Here is a 17630-nt window from a genome sequence, read left to right as displayed (position 1 = left end):
GTCGATGACGCCTAGGAGCGCTGACGTCATGAGGATTCGATCTTCTCCCAGGCTTCGAAGCGGGGCTTTCGGCTTCACTGTTGCCGAGACGATACGCATAGAGATCCTTAGAAGGGCGTCGGGCCGAGGTAAACTTCCGCATGTTCTACATGCTCGCCCGCGGTTACTCTGGCTCGAATAAGAATAACGAATCGCTTCTGCTTGGTCAGCTTGCGCATCTCCTTCGCATTATCGAGGAAGTATCTCGCAGCGGCCACCGTTCCGTACGTGTGCGTTCCTGCAAAAATGGTTAGCGTGCCGGACGAGTCGAAGCAATTCGGTGCGCGAAGGATGAACCCGTAATCGGCGCCGCTCCGCCCGAACGACGGCGAAGGGGTGCTGGCAGGCTGGACTAGTTCGTCGCCCGAGTCGGTCCTGCGAAGTATTCGCTCATCCTTCACTGTTTTCATAGTTATAGGCAATTTTCGATCTAGTCGGGCCAGAGCTTCTCTTGTTACCGCATTGTTCTTTGGCCCTCCTAGGAGTATCAAGTCCCCCTCGCGGGCCCTGTCGTCGCAGAACTCGGAGAGAGTTACCGCGTTCTCAGACAGCGTCCTGTAGGCTGTAACTAGCGAAGGTGCCACCAAACCCAATGCCCGAGCGGGGCCTAGGCCAGTCACTGGACGGTCGTACGTCCCGGTGCTAACTCTTGCGCTGGTGGAGAGGACTATGGAGAGCCCCTTGGGCTGCCTCAGTCGCCAAAGTCGGCGGGCTTTAGTAATGGCAACCCGGTGAAGGAAGAATGAGGCTGCTCCCGTGGCTAAGACGCCTAGGGCGGCGCCAAGCAACTCTTTCGCTATGTCCCCCATGATGCTCCTTCAGCGGCTTCGGCGTTGAGCGTTGGGCAAGCAACATGCCAGGCCCGTGGTCTAGGTGGATCAGCTGGCGTTTCTCGAGTATGTAGCTGCAGCATCGGTCAGGGCTTGAGCCTGTCACAGCTCCCTACGTCTACGTGGAGCCGACCCGCATCTGACCGCACGTCCGAATCATCCTGGCGCGCCAGCCTGACCGGAGATTCTCGCCGGGCCAGCGGCCGCCGGTGGGTGCATTTGCCGATGCGTTCGGCCCAAATGGGCTCGTGGACCTCACCGTTGCGACCCGCGAGCGGTGGCCGACATCCGTCAGTCCCGTATGACGAACGGCTACTGGCGCACCGGAGGACTGCCTGTGACAAGCCGGCCGCCGTCCCGCAAGGGATCGGCGCGTTCAGGCGGTCGTCGCAACACCCTTGGAGCGCGAGGTGTTGTGGTGGTTTCGGAGTGGCAGTGGGTTCGGGATGAGCGGCAGCAGCGGTTCTGGGAGCTGGTGAAGTCAGGATCGGCCTTCTCGCAGGCTTGTGAGGCTGTCGGCGTGGATCGGCGGCAGGGATATCGGTGGCGACGTGCCTCGGGCGGTCGGCCGCCGTCGGCACCGCGGGTGGTGTCGGCGAGGTATCTGTCGCTGGAGGAGCGGCTGCAGATCGCCGACCTGCATCTGGCCGGCGCGTCGATGCGCGCGATCGCGACTCAGCTCGGCCGCGCGCCGTCGACCATCAGTCGCGAGCTACGCCGCAACGGGCCCGTGCCGGCGGCCGGGCGGGCGGCCGGGCGAGCGAGGCGGGCCAGATACGCCCCGTACGCGGCGCACAAGCGCGCCGGGCTGCGGGCGCGGCGGCCCAAGCCGTTCAAACTGGAGGACGCACGGCTGGCGCTGGCGGTGCAGGACAAGTTGTGCCGGAAGTGGAGCCCGGCCCAGATCAGCGCGCACCTGGCCGGCGAGCATGGCGACGAGGCGGCGATGCAGGTGAGCCACGAGACCATCTATCAGGCGTTGTTCGTGCAGGGCCGCGGCCGGCTGCGCACCGAGTTGCACCGGCATCTGCGCACCGGTCGGGCCTGGCGCCGGCCCCACGGGTTCTCCGGCGCGGCCAAGGCGAAGATCTCCGGCATGGTCTCGATCAGCGAACGGCCGGCCGAAGCCGCCGACCGGGCGGTGCCCGGCCACTGGGAAGGCGACCTGATCATGGGCCAGCACTGCCGGTCGGCGATCGGCACCCTGGTGGAACGCCAGACCCGCTTCTGCCTGCTGGTGCACCTGCCCGACGGGCACGGCGCCGAGGCGGTCCGCGACCGGCTGGTCGCGGCGATCCAGACCCTGCCCGAGCAGCTGCGCCGCTCGCTGACCTGGGATCAGGGCAGCGAGCTGGCCCAGCACCAGGCCATCACGCTCGCCACCGATATGGCGATCTACTTCTGCGATCCGCGTTCGCCTTGGCAGCGCGGGAGCAACGAGAACACCAACGGTCTGCTGCGCCAGTACGCACCCCTTGTGGCACCGACCTCCCGGTCCACGACGCTGAGTACCTCGACGCCATCGCTATCGAACTCAACGGCAGACCCCGCAAGACCCTCGGGTTCATCACCCCGGCCGAAGCCATGCAGCGGCTACTGTCCGACCCCGAGAAGCCAGTCGTTGCGACGACTGCTTGAAACCGCCATCGGCTACCGGGACGGCGGAGCTTCTCGCGCCACGTGACGCGGCGACCGGATCGCGGTGATGGCGTGCTCGGTCGCCTGAGATCGATCGAGCAGACGCTCGGTCAGGCCGGGCGTCTGCACTCCCCGAGTGTGCCGGTCGACCTGGTGCCGCTGCATGGGGTCGGTCAAGGCGCGGTGCAGTGCACCGGCCAGTCCGGTCGACAGGTCTGCGGCCCGGTCGACGACCCGGCGGAGCTGACCGAGGTCGGCGCCGCGGGCCATCACGTGACGACCGGCGATGACCGCGTCGATCCGGTCGGCGGACATGTTCTCGACAGGCTGCAGGTCCCGCGCGGAGACGACCAACCGCCCGGTGCGCGACCACCGCTCCACGGCCGCGGCCAGCCGGTCGCCGAGCGCCGGCAGCTGGGCGGTGACCTGCCGGACCCTGTCGGCCGTGCTCGGCAGGTCGCTGCGGTCGCGTAGCGCTGAGATGTCGGTGCGAGGTGCGACCTCGGCGCGGAGCGCGCCGGCCAGCGCCTGCGCCCAGGCGACGACGCCGCGCGGGTCGGCGGTGCCGGCGCGGTGCCCGTCGTGGAAGGCCGTGCTGGTGCGGCCGGCCAGCTGCCAGGCCAGCCCGGTGACCAGCAGCGGGCCCACGTCGTCCCCGGTCGCAGCGGCAGCGACGGTGGCGGCGCAGCGGCTGGCGATCTCGGCGGCCGCGACGGCGGCGCGGAAGTCGCGCAGGGAGAGGTTGTCGCCGTCCCGTTGGATCCGGTCGAGTGTCGCGACGAGCGCCGCGGACGCGTCGAGTGCGCTCGGTGCGGCGTCCCGGTGCGGAGGGTCGGGTGGGGGTACCAGGCGGTCGAGTACCACGAAGCTCGCGGCGGTCGGCGGATCGGCCAGCGCGTCGCGCTCGACGGCGGTGGCCAGCTGGCGGACGGCGGACATCTCGGCGACCGCCGCCTGCGGCAGCAGTCGGGACGCGAGCCCGGCCGAGTGATCGGCCACCTCGGCGAGTTCGACGGTGACCGCCCACCGGTGGGCGCGGCCCAGGACGGGGCGGTCGCGGCCGACGAGGTCGGCGGCGGCACCGGCGAGGTCGGTGAGCGGCCCGCCGGTGCGCGGCCACAGCCGACCGGCGGTGACGCAGGCTGCACCCAGCTCGGTGGCGGTGCGCTGCCGTGAGGTGTCGGCCGGGGTGAGCCCGTCGTCAGTCAGGCCGGTGAGCGCCCGGCCGAGGTGGGCCAGCGCGCCGGTGATGTCCTCGATGGCCACCGACGCCGCCGGGGCGGTGGCCCGGTCGGTGAGGGCGTCCAGCAGCTGCTGCAGGGTGGTGGTCACCGGTCAGCCCAGCCGTCGCAGGGCGCGCCGGGCGGTGCGGGCGGCGTCGAGGACCGGGGTGCTGGCGAAGGTGTCCTCGTCTAGGTCGGCCAGGGCGGCCAGGGCCACCCGCAGGGTGATGCGCGGGTCGCCGTTGATAAGCGGGGTGGGTTCGGCCCGTGCCCCGGCCAGCTCGAGCAGCTCGGCGGCGTACAGGCAGGCAAGGGCGACCTCGGCGGGTACCTGCTCGCGGTCGGCGCCGACGGCGTCGAGTAGCGAGGCGGCGTAGCCGAGCGGGTCGGTGGTGGTGTCCAGGGTCATGGCTGCTCTCCTCCGGGTGCGGTGTGGCGCGACGGTCGGTCGTCAGGGAGCGTGTGGGGGGCGGTCGCGGCGGTTCTGTGGACGGCCGCTCGGACTGTGCACTGCCGCGGCGTCGTCGTCGGCCCGGGCGGAGTCGTCGGTCGCCGGCAGGGCGGCCGGGCAGTCTTCGAGCAGCCGCCAGTGCAGCTCGCGCGCCGGGTGCCGGTCGGGCAGCGGAGCGGCGGCGGCGAGTGCGGGCAGGCGGGCGGCGACGTCGTAGCCGGCGGCGTGGGCGCGGGCGAGTGCGGCGGCCAGCGGGAGCCAGTCCGGGCCGCGCACGAGGTGGGCGCCGATCCGCTCAACCGCCCGACGCCACACCGGTCTGCCCGGCGGCGCGAGGGCGTCGTCGGGTTCGCTCTCCAGGTCGGCGGCGACCTGCAGGATGCGTGCGGCGATCGTGCGCCGCTGCACCTCGGACAGGGCGGCGCACCAGGCGGCCAGCAGCTGTGGGGTGTGCCGGGTCATCCAGCGGCGGCTGACCCGCACGCCGTCGACGAGTGAGACCCAGTCCTCGTCGCTGCGGCGGGCCGGAGCACTCATGCGCTGCCCTTACGCGAACGTGTGCAGGATCGCGGCGCGTGGCCAGTGGAGGGTTTGGCATCGAGGTCACCGACGAACAGCGCCCGCCTGGCCTCCCGCGCGGCTGAGCTGTCGTACTCGGTCGCCCAGGAACGGGCGGGCCAGTCGGTGTGCCGGCCGGGTGGGCAGCCGATGCCGAGCCGTTCGCTCATCCGGCCGGTGAAGGTGGGCAGCGCGTAGCGGTGCCACTCCTCCAGCGCGTGCGGTGTGGTGGCCTCGGCGGCGGTGACGCGCAGGCAGGCGAGCACCGCGAGCTCGTGCACCAGGTGCGGGTGCGCCGGCCAGCAGGCGGGGACGGCGGAGGCGGTCTGCCAGGCGTAGGTGTGGTTGAGCCAGGCGGCGACTTCGTCCAGCCACGGCCACAGGTCGACGCGCAGGTTCGGCGGGCAGGTTGCCGGGTCCCAGGGCCGGTGCAGCTCCGTCAGGCCAGCGGGGTCGAGGCCGATGTCGTCGGCCCCGCGGAGGTGGTCGAGGGCGCGGCGGACCTCTGGCGGCGGTTCGGGAAAGGGCCTGGCGATCTGGGCGTCGGTCACCGGGCGCTCCTCTGGGCCGGTGCCGGGCCTGCGGGCCGCGCGCTGTAGTGAGCGGCTCCGGTGCACTCGGCCCGGGGCGGGTCACCGGCGCGGGCGGCGGTGACCCGGGCGCGGGCGGCGCCCTGGGCTGCCAGCAGTTGCAGGCCGCGGGGTCCGGTGAGGCAGCGGGTGAGCCGGGCGATCAGCGGCGGGGCGTTCTCGGCGACGACCAGCGCCCGGCCCGGCGGCAGCTGGCGGATCTCCTCACCGCGCAGCACCTGCACGGTCTCCCCGTGGGTGGACCGGGACCACCCCGCACCGCGGTAGCTGTAGGAGGTGCGCCGCACCCGGGTGGTGCCGAGCAGGTCGGACAGCTCGCGGTAGAAGGCGCCGTCCTTGCCGCCGCCGAAGGCGACGACGACGTTGGTCAGCCCGAACAGGGTGCGGGCCTCGTCCTCGCCGTAGACGCACACCAGCTGCCGCCAGGTCTGCGCGGCGTAGAGGAAGCTGACACCCAGGGCGCGGTCGTTGGCCATTCGGGTGCGCAGGGTGGGCAGCGGCGCGGTGGAGGGCAGCTCGTCCAGGCAGGCCAGCAGCGGCGGGCACAGCCGCCCGGTCGGCGCCGTGGCGGCCAGCTGCAGGGCGGTGTCGAGGACGTGCTCGGCCACCGCGGTCATCAGCGGGGACGCCGAAGCGTAGGGGTCCTCGCGGCCGAGCAGGTAGATCGTGCCGCCGGCGGCGAGCAGGTCGGCGATGTCGGTCGCCGGCCGCCCAGGCCCCGGGGTGCAGCGGCGGCGGATGTCGGCCTGGAAGAACAGCGCCAGCGCCTGCTGCACGGTGGTGGCGGTGTTGCCCGCAGCGCGCGGGTCACCGTGCAGGGCGCCGTGCAGCAGCCCGTCCCAGAACGGCGCGGCATCGGGGTGGCCGCGCAGGACGTCGGCCGGCTGCGTCGCCGCCTGCGGGTGGGCGGCCCACGTGAGGACGTCCTCGACGGTGCCGTCGATCAGCGCCGCGGCGTGCAGGAACGCCTGCAGCACCTTGGCCGCCTCGAACGCGTAGAACCGGGCCGCGCTGCTGGCGACGCCGCCGGTGACCGCGCCGGCAACCGTGCCGGCGGTAAACGCCTTGGCTCGGCGCTCGGCGACCATCGGGTCCGCGCATCCAGCGACCGGGTCCCACACCAGCTCCGCCAGGCCGGGGACGGCGCCGAACGGGTCGAGCACGGCGACCGGCCGGTCGCCGTCGGCGCGGGCGTCGAGGGTGAGCAGCAGGTCCTCGGCCTTGGTCAGCGTCACCAGCGCCGCCCCCGGCGCGTCGAGCAGCGCGGGGGCGAGTAGGTCGAGGGTCTTGCCGGAGCCCTGGGGGCCGTAGACGCCGGTGGTGCGGTCGTAGGGCACCCACAGTTCTCCGGCGGCGGGGACGGCGGCGCGGCCCAGTCGCCACCCCACATCGGTGCCCGTGAAGCGACGGTCCTCGCGCCGGCGATCCGGAGTCAGGTCGGGGCGGACGACGGGAGCGACCTGGCGCAGCCGCGCGCGGCCGAGGACGTCGGCGACGTGGGCACGGGAGGCCATCCCGGACCGCCCGCCCAGCAGCCGGCGCGCGGCCCAGGCCGCTCCCCCACTGCCGGCCAGGAACAGTCCGAGCGCTCCTGCGATGACGGCGTACATGACTGGCGACGAGGGCAGCGCCGCTACTTGTACGCCGTCCAGGCCGGCGGCGGGGTCGCCGGCGAGCAGCCCGCCGACGGAGGCGACCAGTGCGGCCGACCCGTGCGGCCACACCCAGCCGCCGCCGGTCAGCAGTGCCGCGGCGGCGCGGCCGGCGGGCAGCAGCAGCGCGCCGGCGGTCATCCACACTAGAGCGACGGCGGTGGGCACCTCCCAGCCGGTGGGGCCGACGTCGGGCTGGGACCGACCGACGCTCATCGCTGCCGCCCCGTGCTCGTCTCGTGCATGACTCCTCCGTTCGTGCGGCGTGGGGTGTTCATCCGGGGTTGGCAGCACGCAGGTCGACGCCGCGGTCGGCCAGCCACGGGACGGGGTCGACCGGGGTGCCGTCGATGCGGACCTCAAGGTGCAGGTGGACGCCGGTGCTGTTGCCGGTGGAGCCCTGGAAGCCGATCAGCGTCCCGGCGGTGACGGTTTGGCCGGCGGTGACGGTGTAGGCCGACAGGTGCCCGTAGCGGGTGGTCACCCCGCCGCCGTGGTCCAGCTCGACGAGATTGCCGTAGCCGCCCAGGTCCAGGTTGCCGTCGCGGTTGCAGTAGGCGCTGGTGCACTCGGCGCGCACCACGATGCCGTCGGACGCGGCGTAGACCGGGGTATCGCGGGGGCCGGCGATGTCGACACCGGCGTGCAGGGTGCCCCAGCGGGGCCCGAAGCCGGAGGTGACCTGCCCGGCGGTCGGCCGGATCCACGACCCGGCGGCCACCGGCAGACCCGGGCAGACCCCGGCTGCGGCGCCGGACGGGTCGGCTGCGGCGACCCGGGCGGCCGGCCACAGCATCGCGGTCAGCTCGCGGGCGAGTGGCTCCCAGCGGGCGTAGGCGCCGCCGTAGGCCGAGACCTGCACGGACTGAGCCGCGCGGGTCAGCGGGATGGTCCGCCAGTTCGGCACCTGGACCAGGCGGGCGTAGAAGGTCTCGGCGGCGTAGACGGGGTCCATCAGCTCGCCGACGGTGCCCCAGCCGGCGATCCAGCGCTGCTGGAAGGTGTTGACGCTGTCGTGGTCGGAGCCGAGCCCGTCGTGCGGGTAGGTCAGGCTGGTGGCGGTGACGGCGGCCTGGTCGGCGGTGAGCTCGGGGCTGCTGCCGTCGTTGGCCAGCATCCGGATGCGGGACTCCTGATAGGCGGTGGCCAGCGCCACGGTCGCGGCGTACGGGTCCAGCCCGAGCCGGGCGGCGACGGTGGCGATCGTCTGCGCGTGGCCCATCTGGAGGGCGTCCAGGTCGACGCCGGCGACGGTGGCGCCGGTGCCGCCGGTCGAGCAGGCCGCGGACGCCGCTGATGTCTGCGGAGCGGCGAGCACGGCAAGCGGGACCAGCAGGAGGAAGAGCGCGGCGAACATCGGCACCGCGACAGGGACGGCGGCCTTCCACAGCCACGCCCGGGCCGCGCCTTCCGCCGTCCCGGTCATGCCGGACCGCCCGCGGTGAGGGCGTCGTTGGTGTAGGTCAGGCGCAGCTCGGGTGCGGTGAGGACGGTCTGCACCTGGAAGACCCGGTCGCCGACCAGCCACAGCGCCCGACCCTTGCCGGCGACCGCCCAGCCGGTGACCACCCGCTGCGCGATCGGCGCCAAGCCCAACAGGGTGCCCAGCTCGTCGGCGACGGCCTGGTCCTGGCCGTGCAGCACCTTGACGTCGCACAGGTGCAGCAGGTCCCGGGCGATGGCGACCGCCTGCGAGGCGGCGTCGCCGGCGGTGAGCATGTCCGAGGGCTTGTGCGCCAGCAGGACCTGCACGTCGGCGTCCCGGCGGGACAGCCGCAGGTTGGCGTCCAGGCTCTTCATCGCCTCGGCGCCCAGGCGCATCTGCCGCCAGGTCTCGTCGCGCACGACGATGCGCAGGTCCCCCGGTTCGGCGATCTCCCGCATCGCCTGCCCCCAGGAGTTCAAACAGGTCAGGGCGATGCCGACGGCCTGGTCGCCGAGCGGTTCGAGTCGGGACAGCGACAGCGACTGGATGGGGGCGCGCCAGTCGACGGCGACCGTGGTGTGGTCGTCGAACAGCCCGGCCAGCGAGCCCTTGACCAGCGAGCCGAGCGCATCACGCAGGGTGCGGGTGGCGTCGAGGAAGTGCCGCCGGTCGGCGTAGCGGCAGCCGGCGACGAGTTCGTCAGTGGGCTCGTCCAGCGCGTGCCACAGCTGCGGCACGGTGGGTTCGGTCAGCCGGGTGGCGCCGGTGCGGTAGCCGGTGAGCAGCCGCAGCGCCTCGGCGACGGCGGTCTCCTCCACCGGGCCGAACGGCACCGCCTGGGAGCCGACCAGGCCGCGCAGCAGCACCAGCCAGCGGGCGAAGATAATCGCCTCGCGGCGGCGGGCCTCGGCGGCGTCCAGCCGATCCCAGCCGTGCCCGAGCGGGCCGAAGGCCAGCGGGTTGACCCGGGCGGGCAGCCCGTGGCCGATGACGAACGGCTCCACCCCGAGGGCCCGGCACAGCGGCTCGTACTCGTCCTTGGTGTCGCCCAGCACCAGGGTGCGGTAGCCGTAGGCCAGCATCCGCAGCGCGAAGGCCTTGACCGTGGCCGACTTGCCGCGGCCGGGCTTGCCGAAGACGACGACGTTGGGATTGGTGACCGGGATGGCGTCGTCGGTGACCCAGCCGACCGGGTCGCAGTAGAACGCCCCGCCCGACAGCAGGTCCAGCCCCATCTGCGCGCCGGTCGGCGGCAGCCCGGGTGCGGCGATGAGCGGCCACACCACCGGCGTCTGCTCCGAGGTCATCCGCCACACCGACAGCGGCGCCGGTGTTGCCGCGCGGCCCCGGCCGCGGCCTCGGGGGCCGTGGCGGGGTACCAGCGCGGTGAACGGCCCGCGTTCCCGGGTGGCCGGCTGTGGCGCCGGGGCGGCGGGTAGCCGGTGGCCGAAGTCGTCGAGCAGGACGGCCACGTCGCGTCCCCGGGAACCCAGGCGGCGGGTCACCGCCGGCCCCGCCGGTCGGGCAGGCCGATCCCGAGCGGGATGGCGGCGGCGCCGAACCCGGAGTCCTGCGCCAGGTCCAGCCGCAGCGGCACGAACCCGGCGGCACGCACCGACGCCGACAGCCGCCGGCCGTGCTCGTCGACCGGCCAGGTTGCGGGCACCGTGACGCAGGCGGCCACCGCGGGGCGAACCAGTGCGCGCCCGACGGCCAGCTTCTCGTCGGCGGCGCCGATCCGCTCGGTGTCGCGCCGCTGGCGGGCCCGCTCCCGGAAGCCCATGCGGGCGCGCAGCTCGCTGCCGGTGGTGGCGCTCATCTGCTCCCGGCCCACCAGCCGGGTGGCCCGCTCCAGCGGCAGTGGGCCGAGGAACACCGTCAGGCAGCGCCGCTCCCCCGCCGTGGTGGGCACCAGCACCGGGGCCAGCGCGCCGAGCACCGCGCCGGAGTCGGGCAGCAGCACCGTGTCGGTGACCGACGCCCACGCGTCATGTATGTAGTGCCGCACCTCGGCGCGGGCGCGGGTGGGACCGGCGGCGGCCATCGGCACCCCGGTCGCCATGTCGGGGTTCTGGGTTGCGGCGAGGTCGGCGGCGACCAGCTGGCCGCGGTCGCCGGGGGCGAAGCCGGTGCGCACCGCGGCGGCCAGCTCGGCGGAGTCCAGCCAGCTCACCGCGGTGCAGCCGACCGGCCCCCGCAGCGCGGCCTCGACCTCGCCCATCACCCCGTGCAGCACCCGGGCGCGGCCGTCCACCCCGCCCCCGGCTTCCCGTGCGGCGCGGCCAATCCGCCGCTCGCCCACCACGACGGTCACGAACGCCTCGGTGCGCACCGCCGCAGGCGTCAAGCCCTCGGTCAGCAGGACGTTGACCTGCACGGCCAGCTCCGGCGCACCCGGTCGGGTGTGCGCATGCTCCCAGGCGGCGCGCTCGGCGCCGTCGTCGGGCACGGTGCGCACCTGCAGCGCCAGCACGTCGACCAGGTCGGTGCGCGCGGCCAGCTCGCACAGCTCGGCCAGGCCGGCGCCCATCCGGTTGCGCTCGTCCGGCTCGGCCAGCCCGATACCGGGATGGGAGATCCGGGCCACCGCCGCCCAGGTGCGCGCCGCCTGGTCCTGGACGATCACCGGGCGGCCGGCCAGCTGCCCGAACGGCGGCCCGTCGTGGGTGCGGATGCCGGCCAGCACGCCGGGCAGGTCCGCCGCGGACAGATCCTCGGCCGTCCCGGCCACGGCCGCCGAGCCGAACACCGACCAGCCCATGACTCCCCCGATCGAGTGCAGACACAGGTCAGCCAGCCAGCGGCCGGTCGCGCGGCCGCGGACGGGCACCAGCAACACCGCGGCCAGCACCCCCCACGCCGGCAGGTAGGCGACCAGGAGGACCCAGGTCCGCGCGTTGAGGGCCAGCAGCGCCGGCACGCCGGCAAGGGTGACCAGGGCCAGCTGGGCGCCGGTCATGCCCAGGAACCAGCCGGAGACGTCGCGGGCGTAGTCGCCGTAGCGGGCGCTCACCGCGCACCGCCGTCCCCGGGCGCCTCGCCCCGTGGCCCGCGGGGAGCCGGAGGCTCAAGCCGCGTAGCAGGCCATGGCGCAGCAGAGTCACCCCCAGCGTTCGAGGCGACCCCGCCTGCCGCCGGGCTTGCCGGTGCGGGCGGTTGCGGTTCGCCGTCGGGGTGACGACGTCCCCGACCCGGCACACCTGAACGCGGAGCCTCGGCGGCCCGGCCGCCGGTACTCCGGTCCGGTGACCCTCGGCCCGACGACTGCCCGTAGTACGGAGCGGGGTGCCCGACCCCGGCGCTGGACAACACATCGGCCGCCGTCGCGGCCACGCCGACCGCCAGCCGTCCGGCTTGCGTGGTACCGGCGGACAGCGCCTGCAGAGCGCCGGCGAAGCGGCCGCTGGTGGCACCGTCCGCGGTCGACTCCCCCTGCGCCCTGTCCCCTGCCAGCTGCGCCGCCGCACCCGACGCGGTCACCCCACCGGACGCCGCGCCGGCCACGGCGGCCGCCCCGGCCGCCCGCGTCCCGCCGGCCTTCTGCAGCGCCCCCATGAGCCCACCGGAGGCGGCCAGCGAGGAACGCAGCGCCGCGCCACTGGACGTGCCGGGGTCGACGAAGGCCAGCAGCCGGAACAGCGCCAACGGGCACAGCGCGCCGAGCAGCACGAGCAGGCACCCGACCACCGCCATGCCGACTGCGGCCTCGGTGCTCGTCCCCTCCGCGCCGGTGAGCAGGCCCTCGGTGATGGTCACGCCCACGCCCAGGACGAGGACCGCGACCGGCGAGACCAACAAAGCGGCCAGGAACCAGCGCAGGCTGCGCCAGAACCAGGCACTCGAGGACTGGGAGAGCAATCCAGCGGCCGAGATCGCCGAGGTCGCCGCCAGCACGATCAGCGCCGCCTCGCGGACCAGCATCACCAGCAGGAAGGCGATGCTGGCCGGCAGCAGCAGGAAGACCGACGAGACACCCAGCACCGTCGCGACCGCCCCGTCGACCAGGTCGCGGGCCACGCCGATCGAAGGGTCGAAGGCGGCCAGGGTGTCGATGCCCAGCAGACTGCGCAGCAGCCCGGTGGTCAGCCCCGAGACGCCGGTGACCAAGAGCGCGGCCACGCCGACGTAGCCGGCCCACACCAGGCCGAACTGCACCAACCCGACCAGCACCCGGCCCAGCGTCTGCCCGTCCCGGCGCAGCGCCGCCGCACCCAGCTGCGTCAGGGCCATCACGGCGGCGACGGTCGCGCCGATGCCGAAGGTCACTGGGTAGATGCCCGCCAGCGGACCGCCGGCGGACAGGTCCGGGTTGGTCAGCGCGTCGACGACGGAGAAGGCCAGGCTCAGCAGCCACAGGCCGGCCTCCCACAGCGAGAGCATCGCGGCGACCCACACGTTGGTGACCGCCGCCTGGGCCGCGTTCCCGATCACGCACAGCGGGTTGACCGGCAGGCACGACGTGGCGTCGCCCTCCGCCGGGTCGTCGGGGAGGGCAGGGAACGCCCACACCGTCGTGTCCGCTGCAGCAGGGCCGGCCGACGCCGTCCACACCGACGTGGCCAGCAGCAGAACGGTGGTCAGCGCCAGGCCGCGAGGCAGCCGGCTGCTCGGTTGCCGGCGCGGTCTAGGCATAGCGGAGCTCCCGGAAGCCCGCGGTGATAGCCGCCTCGGTGCCCGGCCAGACCGACGGGGCCGGGGCCGGCTCCGGTCCTGCTCCGATCAGCCACCGGTCCCCCGCCCAGGTCATGCGCTGGCAGTCAGCAACCGCGGCGCGGGCGGTCTGCGCGGCGGTGACGGTGAACTCGAGGTCCACGCACACCACGGCGAAGTCCGGACCGACCGTGCCCTTGACCAGTCCCATGACCGGGCGGACGACGACGCTCAGCTGCGGAGAGCCGACGCCGGACACCCCGGCCGCCGACAGCAGGTCGGCCATTACGCGCACACCGCTCCACGTCTGCGGCGTCGGTCCGCCCGGCGCGGCCCAGTCGGTGACGACCTGCCGCACGCCGTCGAGCGAGGCGGTCCCCATCGCCGTCACGTCGATCGCGGCGAGCTGGGCCAGCGCCCCTTCCGGCGTCTGCGGAAAGCCGGTCGGCACGATGGCCGGCCCGGTCCCGGTCGGTCGCGGGAGCTCGATGACCTCAGGAACGCGGGTGGACAGCGGACCGGGCAGCGCGTCGTCCGGCTCGGCGGTAGGCATCGGCGCGGCGGCCAACGCGTCCTGACGTGAGGGCTCGATCGACGGTGCTGTAGGCCTACTCGGGCGCCCTCCGCCGGCAGGATCGTCGTCGGTCAGCGCCGCCACGACGACGAGGACGGCTCCGGCCAGCACCGCCAACGCGACCATCGCGCTCACGACGGCGACGACGAGCAGCCGGGCCGGTCCCCACAGCGACCCGTCGACGGGTCGTTGCACCCGGCGGCGCATCAGGTGCACCCGCTGCCGGTGATCGAGTCGAGGATGACCAGGATGACCGTGTAGGTGATGGCGACCATCACCACCACGGCGACGCCCATGGCCCCGTACCGCGACGCGTGCGGGTGGGAGAAGATCCGCCCAACCAGGATCGAGCCGAGCGACATCACCGCGCCGATGCCGATCAGCGCCAGCACGCCCCACTTCACCCAGGCGGTGACGTCGTCGGCGAAGGTCTGCATCCCCGGCGGCGCCTCCGGGCACACCGCCGCGGTGACCTCCGCCGGCGCCGCCGCCGCCGGCCCGGCACCCAGCACGACCAACCCGGCAAGGGCGAGCACGACGATCGGGGTCGCTCCCACCTGCACCAGGGCGGTCCAGCGTCCGCCGGTCATCGGCTCGTTCCCGCCGGTCCGGTCCGGGACCGCTGCGCCGCACGCAACTGTCGGGGCTGCCGCGGCCCGGCCGGGACCAGCAGGGCGGCCAGTGACCGGCCGGCGGCGGCCACTGACTTCGGCAACGGGTCCCCGGTCAGCCCGGCAAGCTGCAGGCGCCGGTCGACCGGCACCGGAACCACCTGCCCCCGCGACCGCAGTTCACGAAGCCGCGGACCGCAGCTGGCCTCCACCGGCCGGGGCCAGCGTGCTGGGCCCACCGCGGCGACCGCCGCGTCCCCGTCGATGGCGGCCAGCACGCGCTCGGTCTGCCGGACCGCGGGCACCGTCAGCCGCGTGACGACGACCGTCGACCCGCGGACGAGCGATCGGGGTGGAGCGAGTAGCGCGCCGGTCAGTGACCAGCCCGCATCGACCACCACCGCTCGGTCCGTGTCATCGGTTCCCGGGAGCGGCGGGAGCTCTCCGTCGACCGGATCTCGAGCGAGGCGCAGGACCTCGAGTCGACCGCGACGGCCGCGCCGCCACCGGTTGCCGTCCGTGCCCAGCTCGATGGCCGCGGCCACCGCCAGGCCCGATCGGGCCGGCTCGGCGTAGTCGACCAGCAGCACCCGCCGGGTCTCCGCCAGCCCCTCGGCGACCGCCAGCGCGACGGTCGAGGCGCCGGCCCCGGCGTGACCGGCCACGGCCAGGACGACAGCACCACCGGTATCGGCTCCCGCCCAGGGAATGGCGCCAACACCCGGGCGGCGGGCAACGCCGGCGACGGCAGCGCTGGGCGCCTGGCACGCGCGGGCGACGTCGACCTCGCCGCTGTCGTCGAAGACCCCGGCGCGGATCGCGACGACGGCCGCTCGCATCGCCTGGACCGTCATCGGCCGTGCCGCAGGGGGGTCCGCGGGACTGGCGATCGGCATCGATGCCGAGGGCGGCGCTTCGTGGCTCATCGGGCCGCGCCACGGTCCTCGGCGTGGGGCTGTGGTCTGCATGTGCCGACCGTGTCGCCCCGACCTCCGGGGATCCTCCGGTCGGCGACTCCACGAGGGTGGCTCGCCGACGTAAGCCGTGGGCCAGCGCAGCATGCGGTGGCAGGCGCCCCGGCGTGCGCGACGGGAGGACTACCGGAGGTCCACAGGAGGACGACCGGAGGAGTTCACAAGGGCCGGCTGGCGCTGCTGCGGACATCGGGTCGATGAGGACCTCGGCGCCGTTGCACGGCACGGCGGGTACCTGCAGCCGGACGCGCCTGTGGGCAGCAGAGCGCTGCCCGGCGCTGCAGGTGCGGCGGGGATGCTGCCCGCTCGATGAGCAGCACTTCTGCCCATCACCAAGTAGCGGGTTGCAGATGGTTGGCGGCCACCCACGTCTCCACCAGTACCACCTCATCGCCGTCGTCGACGGCGTAAACCACCCGGCCGAACCACCCCTCCCGGCGCTGACCCCACTCCACGAGCAGGCCGGGCCACCGCCCCGGAGCATCCGGTAGCCCACTGACCCAACAGTGCCGAGCACCAGCAGGCCGCTCGCGACCGATCCCCGACAGCGCCGCTCGCTCACCCAGGCTCAGGCTCCTGCGTCCTGGAGTCATCCCGCCGGCCACTGCGCCAGCATGCCAGCCGTGCCGAACACGTGTTCGACGTCGTGGAGAGGGTCGGATACGGGACCGGGCCACATGGCAAAACCCCGGCGACGTACCCCGCGAGGGGCATAGGTCGGTCCGGGGTCTTCGAGACGATCATACAGGATGGGTGCCGTGACGCCCAGCCCGACTCCCGAGGACAGGGCAGCCGGCCTGACCACGGACGTGGCCAGCGCGCTGCGCGCCGGCATCGGCCCGGAGCGGCTCAGCGGCTACGACCTCGCCAGCGGTGGTGACCAGCCGCGCGCCCTGCGCCTGTACCAGTGGAACACCGCGGTCAGCGGGGCGGTGTTCGAGGACCTCAGCATGCTGGAGGTCGTCCTGCGCAACGCCTGCCACCACCAGCTGCAGAGGTGGAACGCCGCCGAGGGCAACCAGCACCCCTGGTACCACCATCCGGTCCTCGCGCCGCGGCACATGCAGGACGTCGGGGCCGCCCGGGCCAGGGTGGCCCAGGGCAGGAAGGCCGAGACCGAAGGGCGAGTCGTCGCCGAGCTCATGCTCGGCTTCTGGCGGCTGCTGCACAGCAAGGAGTACGAGGTCAGCCTGTGGCGCCCCTGCCTGCGCCATGCCTATCCGGGCGCGACCACCCTGAGCCGGACCCGGGTCTACGACCGCCTGGACCACCTCAACACACTGCGCAACCGCGTCGCGCACCACGAGCCCGTGCACGGCCCGACCATCGGCAAGGTGCCCCAGGACCTCTCCGGCCTGCACCAGGAGCTGCTCGAGCTGCTCGGCTGGCTCAACCCACACATCCGCGACTGGGTGGCCACGAACAGCAGAGCCCCCGCGCTGCTGGCCGCCAAGCCGTAGCCCCCCCGCGAGCCGCAACGACGGGTCGCCCAGGCACGGGGACACCGTCCCCCGGTCATCGGTCGCAGTCACGGGCCGTCGGCCAGCCGTGGAGCGCCGACGGCGCGCCGCGGTGCACCGTGCTTGTCGAGTACGCGGCGGACCGCGGTCGGAGAACGGTCGATCAGCTCGGCGATCTGTCGCAGGGAGCGGCCGGCGGCGTACTCGGCGAGGACGAATGCCTCCAGCCGCGCTTGCAACCGCCGGTTGGGCACGGTGCCGGTGCAGGCGGTTCCGACGAACGCCGGCAGCGGGCGCAGCTGTGGCCGCGGCGGGTAGGGCATGAATCGTCAGCGGCGGGTCGGCCAGGCGATCAGCGGTCCCAGCCGTTCACCGGTGTCTGAGCCATGGCCGGCAGGGGCGGGCGCGCGGTGGTCATGACTGCCGACGGCGTGCGCCAGCGCGGCGAGCACCAGGCCGAGGGTCCGGCGGTCCAGCGCTACGGCCACGTCGGCGAGGTCGACCGGTCGGCCGTCGGCCAGGCTCGCTGCCACCCGCAGCACCGCCAACTCCTCCCGGCTCCCGGGCAGCCGTCCCGCGGCCAGGCCGGCCTCGAGCTCCACCCACTCGATGCGCGCCCACAGTCGCCCGCCGACCGGCTCGACCTCCACCGTGATCAGCCCGGCGGTGCGCAGCCGAGCCAGCCAATACCCGTCGTTGGCCAGCAGCAGCACCGCGGCCTCGGCGGCGTAGTCGCCGACCGCAGCGTGCAGCAGCGCGACCTCCACCTCGTCCAGGTCGAGGTCAGCAGCGATCGGCTCGATGATCACCGGCGTCTCCCCTTCCGTCCCGAGGCTCCGGCACACGCGAGTGTGGCCAATGGGTACGACACCCTCATTCGCCGGTAGAAGAGCCCGGGCGTCCCCAGGCCAGGGTCCGTCCGGGTGAGCGCTTCCCCCGGAAGGGTGGGTGCAG

General features: G+C 73.9%; 15 protein-coding genes and 1 pseudogene. 2 read left to right on the top strand and 14 right to left on the bottom strand.

Annotated elements, in window-relative coordinates; all coding sequences use genetic code 11:
- The first annotated feature begins 1170 nt into the window (after positions 1–1170).
- Positions 1171–2507 (top strand): annotated as a pseudogene (locus GOBS_RS03485) (IS30 family transposase).
- A gap of 12 nt (positions 2508–2519) precedes the next feature.
- On the opposite strand, the gene GOBS_RS03480 reads toward GOBS_RS03485, so the two are convergent.
- Genes GOBS_RS03480 through GOBS_RS03425 form a run of 12 tightly spaced genes read right to left on the bottom strand, consistent with a single transcriptional unit; the run spans position 2520 to position 15081 of the window.
- Positions 2520–3839, bottom strand: coding sequence for a hypothetical protein (locus GOBS_RS03480; protein WP_012946911.1), 1320 nt, complete (start codon positions 3837–3839; stop codon positions 2520–2522).
- A gap of 3 nt (positions 3840–3842) precedes the next feature.
- Positions 3843–4139 (bottom strand): hypothetical protein, encoded by a 297-nt coding sequence (locus GOBS_RS03475; RefSeq protein WP_012946910.1) that lies wholly within the window; start codon positions 4137–4139, stop codon positions 3843–3845.
- A gap of 42 nt (positions 4140–4181) precedes the next feature.
- Positions 4182–4718 carry a hypothetical protein gene (locus tag GOBS_RS03470; RefSeq protein ID WP_012946909.1) on the bottom strand — a complete coding sequence of 179 codons (537 nt, stop codon included), beginning with the start codon at positions 4716–4718 and terminating at the stop codon, positions 4182–4184.
- Entirely contained in the window at positions 4715–5290 is a 576-nt protein-coding gene (locus GOBS_RS03465; protein ID WP_012946908.1) for a hypothetical protein, read from the bottom strand. Before GOBS_RS03465 ends, GOBS_RS03470 begins: the two co-directional genes overlap by 4 nt.
- Positions 5287–7197 (bottom strand): type IV secretory system conjugative DNA transfer family protein, encoded by a 1911-nt coding sequence (locus GOBS_RS03460; protein ID WP_012946907.1) that lies wholly within the window; start codon positions 7195–7197, stop codon positions 5287–5289. The genes GOBS_RS03465 and GOBS_RS03460 overlap by 4 nt, the downstream gene beginning before the upstream one ends.
- A gap of 58 nt (positions 7198–7255) precedes the next feature.
- Positions 7256–8407 carry a M23 family metallopeptidase gene (locus GOBS_RS29160; RefSeq protein WP_012946906.1) on the bottom strand — a complete coding sequence of 384 codons (1152 nt, stop codon included), beginning with the start codon at positions 8405–8407 and terminating at the stop codon, positions 7256–7258.
- Positions 8404–9879: an ATP-binding protein gene (locus GOBS_RS03450; protein WP_243697633.1), complete on the bottom strand. Its 1476-nt coding sequence runs from the start codon at positions 9877–9879 to the stop codon at positions 8404–8406. Before GOBS_RS03450 ends, GOBS_RS29160 begins: the two co-directional genes overlap by 4 nt.
- Before the next feature lie 29 nt (positions 9880–9908).
- Positions 9909–11420, bottom strand: coding sequence for an SCO6880 family protein (locus GOBS_RS03445; RefSeq protein WP_012946904.1), 1512 nt, complete (start codon positions 11418–11420; stop codon positions 9909–9911).
- A complete protein-coding gene (locus tag GOBS_RS03440) occupies positions 11417–13039 on the bottom strand; it encodes a hypothetical protein (protein WP_012946903.1) in 1623 nt (540 codons plus the stop codon). Before GOBS_RS03440 ends, GOBS_RS03445 begins: the two co-directional genes overlap by 4 nt.
- Complete coding sequence (locus tag GOBS_RS03435; protein WP_243697632.1) at positions 13032–13826, bottom strand: hypothetical protein; 795 nt, start codon at positions 13824–13826, stop codon at positions 13032–13034. Before GOBS_RS03435 ends, GOBS_RS03440 begins: the two co-directional genes overlap by 8 nt.
- 11 nt (positions 13827–13837) lie before the next feature.
- Complete coding sequence (locus tag GOBS_RS26750) at positions 13838–14221, bottom strand: hypothetical protein (protein ID WP_012946901.1); 384 nt, start codon at positions 14219–14221, stop codon at positions 13838–13840.
- A complete protein-coding gene (locus GOBS_RS03425; protein WP_208104378.1) occupies positions 14218–15081 on the bottom strand; it encodes a hypothetical protein in 864 nt (287 codons plus the stop codon). The genes GOBS_RS26750 and GOBS_RS03425 overlap by 4 nt, the downstream gene beginning before the upstream one ends.
- Before the next feature lie 893 nt (positions 15082–15974).
- On the opposite strand from GOBS_RS03425, the gene GOBS_RS03415 reads away from it, so the two are divergent.
- A complete protein-coding gene (locus tag GOBS_RS03415; RefSeq protein WP_012946899.1) occupies positions 15975–16676 on the top strand; it encodes a hypothetical protein in 702 nt (233 codons plus the stop codon).
- A gap of 68 nt (positions 16677–16744) precedes the next feature.
- On the opposite strand, the gene GOBS_RS03410 is transcribed toward GOBS_RS03415, so the two are convergent.
- Together GOBS_RS03410 and GOBS_RS03405 are read right to left on the bottom strand one after the other, a co-directional pair.
- Positions 16745–16999 carry a helix-turn-helix domain-containing protein gene (locus GOBS_RS03410; protein WP_012946898.1) on the bottom strand — a complete coding sequence of 85 codons (255 nt, stop codon included), beginning with the start codon at positions 16997–16999 and terminating at the stop codon, positions 16745–16747.
- Between the two features lie 6 nt (positions 17000–17005).
- Positions 17006–17485: a hypothetical protein gene (locus tag GOBS_RS03405; protein WP_012946897.1), complete on the bottom strand. Its 480-nt coding sequence runs from the start codon at positions 17483–17485 to the stop codon at positions 17006–17008.
- Positions 17486–17630: the final 145 nt, after the last annotated feature.

The sequence above is a fragment of the Geodermatophilus obscurus DSM 43160 genome, assembly GCF_000025345.1.
GTDB lineage: Bacteria > Actinomycetota > Actinomycetes > Mycobacteriales > Geodermatophilaceae > Geodermatophilus > Geodermatophilus obscurus.
The sequence above is the reverse complement of the archived record's forward strand: the minus strand, read 5'-3'. Positions and strand labels throughout refer to the sequence as shown.